We start from the raw sequence: 6,434 nt of genomic DNA on the forward strand, positions 1-6,434 counted from the left end.
CAATACACCCATGCGGCTAGCGGCGCGGCCGGAGACGTCGGAAACCGTTGCCTCAACGCTGACGACCCCGCCCGTGGCGCGCTCCCACCACCACAGGACGCCCGCCAGCAAGCCGCCCGCGGCCGGTGCCAGTACCCGCCGCCACGGGACGGCAGCTTGGACCCGCTGGGGCAGCGATCCCTCCCGCACGCCGTAAAACAGCCACTCGAAGCCCTCCAGCAGAAAGGCCATGGCAATACCCACCAGCCCGGCGGCCACCCCCGCCAGTATCGCGGCGGCGCCCAGACGCAGAGCGTGACGGAATCGGGAGCCGGATGGGCGTCGGGACGGGGCAGTGGTCACCGGGCGACCCTACCGGCCGGTGACGCAAGCGCGAGCCCCGCCACCGCTGCCAGGGGTCTATGCCGGGTACTTGCTCTTGGTGAGAATCAGTCCCTGTCCTCGGAAGCGGCGGCCTGCGCCACCGACACGCCGAAGTCGGGGACCTCCTCCGGGGACAGCACGCCCAGGTTCTTGTTGACCAGGCCGATGGCGTCGCGCAGGCCCATCCACCACTGGTGCAGCGGCCGACGCGCCGTCAGATCGAGCTCCTCATCCATGTGCTCCAGCCGGTGATGCGTGATCCGCCCCTCGACGAGCCCCACATAGCTGGAGTGGTAGGTGCCGGCATCCAGCTGGTCGGAAAGCAGATCGAGTGCATGCGCCACGAGCTTGGTGGCCATGATGCGGTCGAAGGCGGTCGGGTCGCCGCCCTGCTGCAAGTGGCCGATCTGCGCCTGGCGCACGTCGTAGAGGTCCTGGCTCTCCTCGGCGAAGATCTTCGCCAGCACATCCAGCGTGTAGTTCTCGCTGGCCCGCTCATTGCGGATGACCAGATAGAGCTTGCGTCCCGAACGGAAGGCGTCCACCATGCGGGCCGAGTCCTGCGCCAGCTTGGCCAGGGTCAGGCCCTCCTCGTTGAGATAGACCCGCTCAGCGCCGGAGGCGATGCCGCTCATGAGCGTGAGGTAGCCGCAGCGGCGCCCCATCGCCTCGGCCACGAAGCAGCGGCGCGACGCCGCCGCCGACTGCTTGATGGCGTCCAGCGCGCCGACGGCGTTGTTCAGTGCCGTGTCCGCGCCGATGGACAGCTCGGAGCCCGGCAGGTTGTTGTCAATGGACGCCGGTACACAGATCATGGGGATCTTGAAGGCGGGGTAGCGGTCGCGTTCGGTCACCAGCTTGTGTGCCGCCAGGTAGGCGTTGAAGCCGCCAATAATGAGCAGCGCGTCGATCTCGTGGGATTCGATGGCGCGCCCCAGCGCATACAGCTGTTCGATTGTCGGCACGTCCCGGCGGGTGCCCAGTTCGGCCCCGCCGTCGCCGACCCAGCCCTCGACGTCGTCCCAGGACAACTCGCGCACATTCCCGTCCAACAGACCCGGGAATCCGCCGTAGACGCCGAGCATGGTGAAGCCGTGGTCCAGACCCAGGCGCACCGCGGCGCGCGCCGCCGTGTTCATGCCCGGGGCCAACCCGCCGGCGTGGACAATCGCGACTCGGCGGTCGTGGCCAGTGCCCGGATGCGCTGCTTCGGCTGCCGGGTCCAACTCGGGCGGGGTGGACATGGTTTCGAAAATCCCGAGCATCTGCCCAAAACTGGCCCCGCGCGCCGCGACCGCGCCCTCGTAGTCGCCGGCGGCGACCAGGTCCTTGACGGCGCGGGTGGCGCGCACCTGTTCCATCATCGGCAGGCGCTTAATGCGGTTGTGCCGCTCGGCAATGATGACGGGCTCGCTGTCGGGTGTCGCCAGCACCACTTCCCGCGCCGCGGTGCAGCCGAGCAGAGTGGACATCCAGCGGTCGTAGGCGCTGGGCTTGCCACCGCGCTGGACGTGCCCAAGGATCGTCACGCGCGCCTCCTCCCCGAGGCGCTCGGCCATAACCCGCTTGACGTCGTCGGCGGTGATGGGGTTGCCGGAGCGGTCGGTGGCGCCCTCGGCGACGATCACCATCGACTCGCGGCGCCCGGCCTCGCGGCCCTTGGCGAGCTTGCGGCACATGTCCTCCTCCCAGCCCTCGGCCGGCGGCAGCTCGGGCACCAGCACGTAGTCACAGCCTCCGGCTACGGCCGCCATGAGGGCGAGGTAGCCACAGTGACGACCCATGACCTCAACGATGAAGGTGCGCTGGTGGGATGCGGCCGTGGAGGAGATATCGTCGATGGCTTCCAGGATGCGGTGCAGCGCGGAGTCGGTGCCGATGGTCATGTCGGCGCCGACCAGGTCGTTGTCGATCGAACCGACAATGCCGGTGACCATGAGCACCGGGTGCGCGGCTGCGGTCTCGGCGGAGATCTCGCCGCGCTCGGCGAGTTCGGCAACCAGGCCGGGCCAGTTCTCCCGGAACTCGTTGGTGCCGGTCAGGGATCCGTCACCACCGATGACGACCAACCGGTCAATGCCGTGTTCCAGCAGGTTACGGCAGGCGGCCAGCTGCCCCTCGCGGTCGCGGAACTCCTTGGAACGGGCGGTGCCGATAATGGTGCCGCCCCGGTGCAGAATCGAACCGACCGAGTCCCATTCCAGCCGACGTACGCCGTCCCCTCCGGCCACGGCGCCCGCCCAGCCCTCCATGACGGCATACGGCTGAGCGCCCATGCGCAGCGCGGTGCGGACGACGCCGCGCACCGCGGCGTTCATGCCCTGCGCGTCGCCGCCGGAGGTGAGCACGCCAATGCGCACGCCCTCTTCCGGGCCGGTGGCGGCGGCCGTCTGCTCTACCGAGGTGTCGCGTGACGCGTCGTTCGACATGGTGGGGTCCTTCCCTAGGGCGTCCGGTGTCGGTTTCCGCACCTGATTCTAATGTGGTCCCCGACGCATATGGCAGCCTCCACTTCACTCACCTGTCCCTTTCACTCACCTGTCCCTTCACCACGACCGGCACCTGACGCGCCGGGCGACGGGGTGGCGGCATCGCCGTCGCGCATGAGCCGTGACTCCAGCTGCCCTCGCACGCGGCGTCCCGGTGCTGAGTCGTGCCTCAGCCATATCGGCCGGTTTCGGTACGTCATTAGTGCCGGTTTCGGCACGCTATAAGTGCCGGTTTCGGCGACACGCAGGGCACACAGGTACCCGCACCGCTCCGCCCCCTGGGGCGATCATCTAGTCTCGATGCCGACCACCCCGACGCCGTCGGGGCCGACGATCCGGGTGCCGCCCCGAGAGGACCAGACAAGCCGCATGGACCTGTATGAGTACCAGGCCAGGGAGCTGTTCGCCGCCCACCGGGTCCCGATTCCGCAGGCCGGCCTCGCCACCGCCCCGCAGCAGGCGCGCACCATCGCCGACGAGCTCTTGGCCACAGGAGCCGGCCGCGTCATGGTCAAGGCGCAGGTGAAAAGCGGGGGGCGCGGCAGAGCCGGAGGAGTGCGCGCCGCCGCCACCGCGCAGGAGGCCGCCGCGCTCGCCGCACAGATGCTCGGCCGGGAGCTGTGCGGCCACACCGTTAACTCCGTACTCGTGACCGCTGCTGTCGACGTCGCCCAGGAGCTGTACGTCGCCATGGCGCTGGACCGCAGCGAAAAACGCTACCTGGCCATCTGCTCGCGACTGGGGGGTACGGACATTGACACCCTCGCTCGCACCCACCCTGGCGTCATCGCCCGCGCAGCCATCGACCCCCTGGAAGGACTGACCGCGCCGGTCGCCGCCCGCGTCACCTCCGCCGCCGGCCTGGACGACGCGCTCGCCGCGCCGGTCATCGCCATCATCCTGCGCCTGTGGGAGGTGCTGGTTGGCGAGGACGCCACCCTGGTCGAGGTCAATCCCCTGGTCATCACCCCAGCTCGTCAGGTGCTCGCCCTGGACGCCAAGGTGACTCTCGACGACAACGCCGCCTTCCGCCACCCCGCCCACGCCGCTTTGGCTGACCACAGTGCCGACCATGCCCTGGAGATGCGCGCCAGGTCTCTTGGACTGCGGTACGTGCCCCTGGAGGGGGAGGTTGGCATCCTCGGCAATGGTGCCGGGCTGGTGCTGTCCACCCTCGACGTCGTCACCGACGCCGGTCGCAGACACGGCGGGGTGCGCCCCGCGAATTTCCTCGACCTGGGTGGCGGTGCCGCGGCGGTCACCATGGCCGCCGGACTGGAACTCGTCGCCTCTGACCCGCAGGTGCGGGTCATCCTCATCAACATCTTCGGCGGCATCACCGCCTGCGACACGATTGCCGCCGGCATCATCCAGGCCAGCGCCGCCCTCAAGGACGGCAGACCACCCCTGGTGGTGCGCCTGGACGGCAACAATGCCGCGCGCGGTCGGCAGATGCTCGCCACGGCCGACCTTCCCGGTGTCACCGTGCTCGGTAGCATGGCCGCCGCCGCCGACGTTGCGACTGCGCTCGCCCAGGCGCGGCGCGAGCCCGCCGCCACGTCTCCCGGGAGGTCAGAGCCGTGAGCGTATTTCTCGCCGCGACCGACCGCGTGCTCGTCCAGGGCATGACCGGCTTCCAGGGCCGCAAGCACACCGGTCGCATGTTGGCAGCCGGCACCCGCGTTGTTGCCGGCGTCACCCCCCGTGGTGCGCGGGAGACCGCCGGCGCCATCACATTCGACGTCGCCCCACTCACTACCGGCGCGGGGGCGGCCGGTGCCCGCAGCGCGGCCGGCCCCGTGGCTGTGCCCGTCTACACCACCGTCGCCGCGGCGCGGGCCGCCACCGGGGCGAGCGTATCCGTTGTGTTCGTGCCCGCCCCCGCTGCCAAGGATGCCGTCATCGAGGCCGTGGACGCCGGCATTCGGCTCGTCATCGTCATCACCGAGGGCATCCCTCTGGCGGACACCATCTACTTCTGCGCCTACGCCGCCGCCCAGGGAGCACGGATTGTCGGACCGAACTGCCCGGGCCTCATCTCCCCGGGCCATGCCAGTGCGGGCACAATCCCACCCGACCTCACCGGTACCGGACCCATCGGGCTCGTCTCCAAGTCCGGGACGCTGACCTACGAGTTCATGCACGAGCTGCGAGAGGTGGGCTTCAGCACCTGCATCGGCATCGGCGGGGACCCGGTGGTCGGCACCGACTACATTGATGCGCTGGCCGCATTCGAGGCCGACCCCGACACCGAACTGGTCATCCTGGTCGGTGAGATCGGTGGCGACGCCGAGGAACGGGCCGCCGCCTACATCCGTGACCGCATGCGCACCCCGGTGGTCGCCTACGTGGCCGGGTTCACCGCCCCCGTTGGCCACACCATGGGGCACGCCGGGGCCATCATTTCGGGGGCCTCCGGCACCGCCCGCGCCAAACGGATGGCCCTGGAAGAGGCCGGCGTGCTCGTCGGGCTCACCCCCGCGCAGACCGCGACCATCGCCAGAGGACATCTACAGGAACCCACTGGTAGGAAGGCGACTCAAGCATGAACCTTTGGCAACGCCTGAACCGACTGCGTCCCGGCGGGGACGAGGCGGAGGATCGCGCGCTGCTACCGGCGGACTGGCCCTTGGCCGTGCGGGCCGGGGTGGAGCCGGTGGTGCTCGGCTGGGGTGTGGTGGTGCTGCCGACCCTCGCCTTCTACCTGGCCGCCTCATCCCGAGACGCCGCCGCGGCCTTGTCCCTGGGCGGCGTGCTGCGTACCGGCACCGGATTGTGGAGCCTCGGATTCGGCGGCGCCATGGGGGCGGCGGATGCCGACTACGGCACCCTGAGCCTGCCGCTGCTGGGGCTGACCCTGATCCAGGTGTGGCTGACCCGCTCATCGGTCAACCGTTCCCAGCTCAGCGGACCCCGCGCGGGCGCCGTGTCCGTCATCGCTTCCACCCTGACGGCGCTGCTCCTCGTCGTGTTGGCGAGTCCTGCCGCCTCGCGCACCTGGAGCGCGGTTATTGGCGTGGCGGTGCTCAGCGCCATGGTCACCGCCGTCTGTCTACAGAGCGCGGGCCGAGGCTGGCAGGCCGTGGCCGCCTGGCAGGAGCAGCTGCCCGCATGGGTCACCGTGGCGCTGCGCATGGTCCGGGAGCTCGCGTGTGTGGCGGGCGTGCTCGCCGTCGTCGTCGCGGGTCTCGCCCTGGTGCTGGGCGCGGGCAGAGTCTCACAACTACATGACGCACTCGCCGGCGGGGGACTCATGACGACGGCGGGACTGCTGCTTCTACAGCTCGGCTGGGTGCCCACGGGCCTGGTGTGGGCGCTGTCCTGGCTGGTGGGGCCGGGCTTTACGGTGGGCACCGGCTCGGTCTTCTCACCCACACGTGTCGTTGCCGGTGCCGTGCCCGGGCTGCCGCTGCTGGGGGCGTTGCCGACCGGCCCGGTGGGGGCCTGGGGCGCATTCCTGCCCTTCCTGTTCGCCGTGGCGGGCGCCGTGGTCGCCTGGCGGCACCGGGAGGAACTGCGCGAACTGCCGTTGCGGTACACGGCGCTGACGGTGACGAGTGCGGCGCTGACACTCGCCTGCGG

Annotated in this window: 4 protein-coding genes and 1 pseudogene; 3 read left to right on the forward strand and 2 right to left on the reverse strand. The window is 70.2% G+C overall.

Annotated features, from left to right (window positions below; all coding sequences use genetic code 11):
* Together RWX45_RS12245 and RWX45_RS12250 are read right to left on the reverse strand one after the other, a co-directional pair.
* A pseudogene (locus RWX45_RS12245) lies at window positions 1-231 on the reverse strand (chemotaxis protein CheW); the annotation flags it as partial.
* Between the two features lie 197 nt (window positions 232-428).
* Window positions 429-2,792 carry a 6-phosphofructokinase gene (locus tag RWX45_RS12250; protein ID WP_316023998.1) on the reverse strand — a complete coding sequence of 788 codons (2,364 nt, stop codon included), beginning with the start codon at window positions 2,790-2,792 and terminating at the stop codon, window positions 429-431.
* Window positions 2,793-3,221: 429 nt separating this feature from the next.
* Between RWX45_RS12250 and sucC the strand changes: the two genes are divergently transcribed.
* The 3 genes from sucC to RWX45_RS12265 all read left to right on the forward strand — a co-directional run.
* On the forward strand, window positions 3,222-4,436 hold the full coding sequence (gene sucC, locus RWX45_RS12255) for an ADP-forming succinate--CoA ligase subunit beta (RefSeq protein WP_316024001.1): 1,215 nt from the start codon (window positions 3,222-3,224) through the stop codon (window positions 4,434-4,436).
* Window positions 4,433-5,401 (forward strand): succinate--CoA ligase subunit alpha, encoded by a 969-nt coding sequence (gene sucD, locus RWX45_RS12260; protein WP_316023999.1) that lies wholly within the window; start codon window positions 4,433-4,435, stop codon window positions 5,399-5,401. Before sucC ends, sucD begins: the two co-directional genes overlap by 4 nt.
* Window positions 5,398-6,434, forward strand: a 1,037-nt coding sequence (locus tag RWX45_RS12265) for a DUF6350 family protein (RefSeq protein WP_316024000.1), incomplete at its 3' end; no start/stop codon positions are given. The genes sucD and RWX45_RS12265, both read left to right, overlap by 4 nt.

The organism is Actinomyces sp. MRS3W (genome assembly GCF_032465695.1).
Lineage (GTDB): Bacteria > Actinomycetota > Actinomycetes > Actinomycetales > Actinomycetaceae > Actinomyces.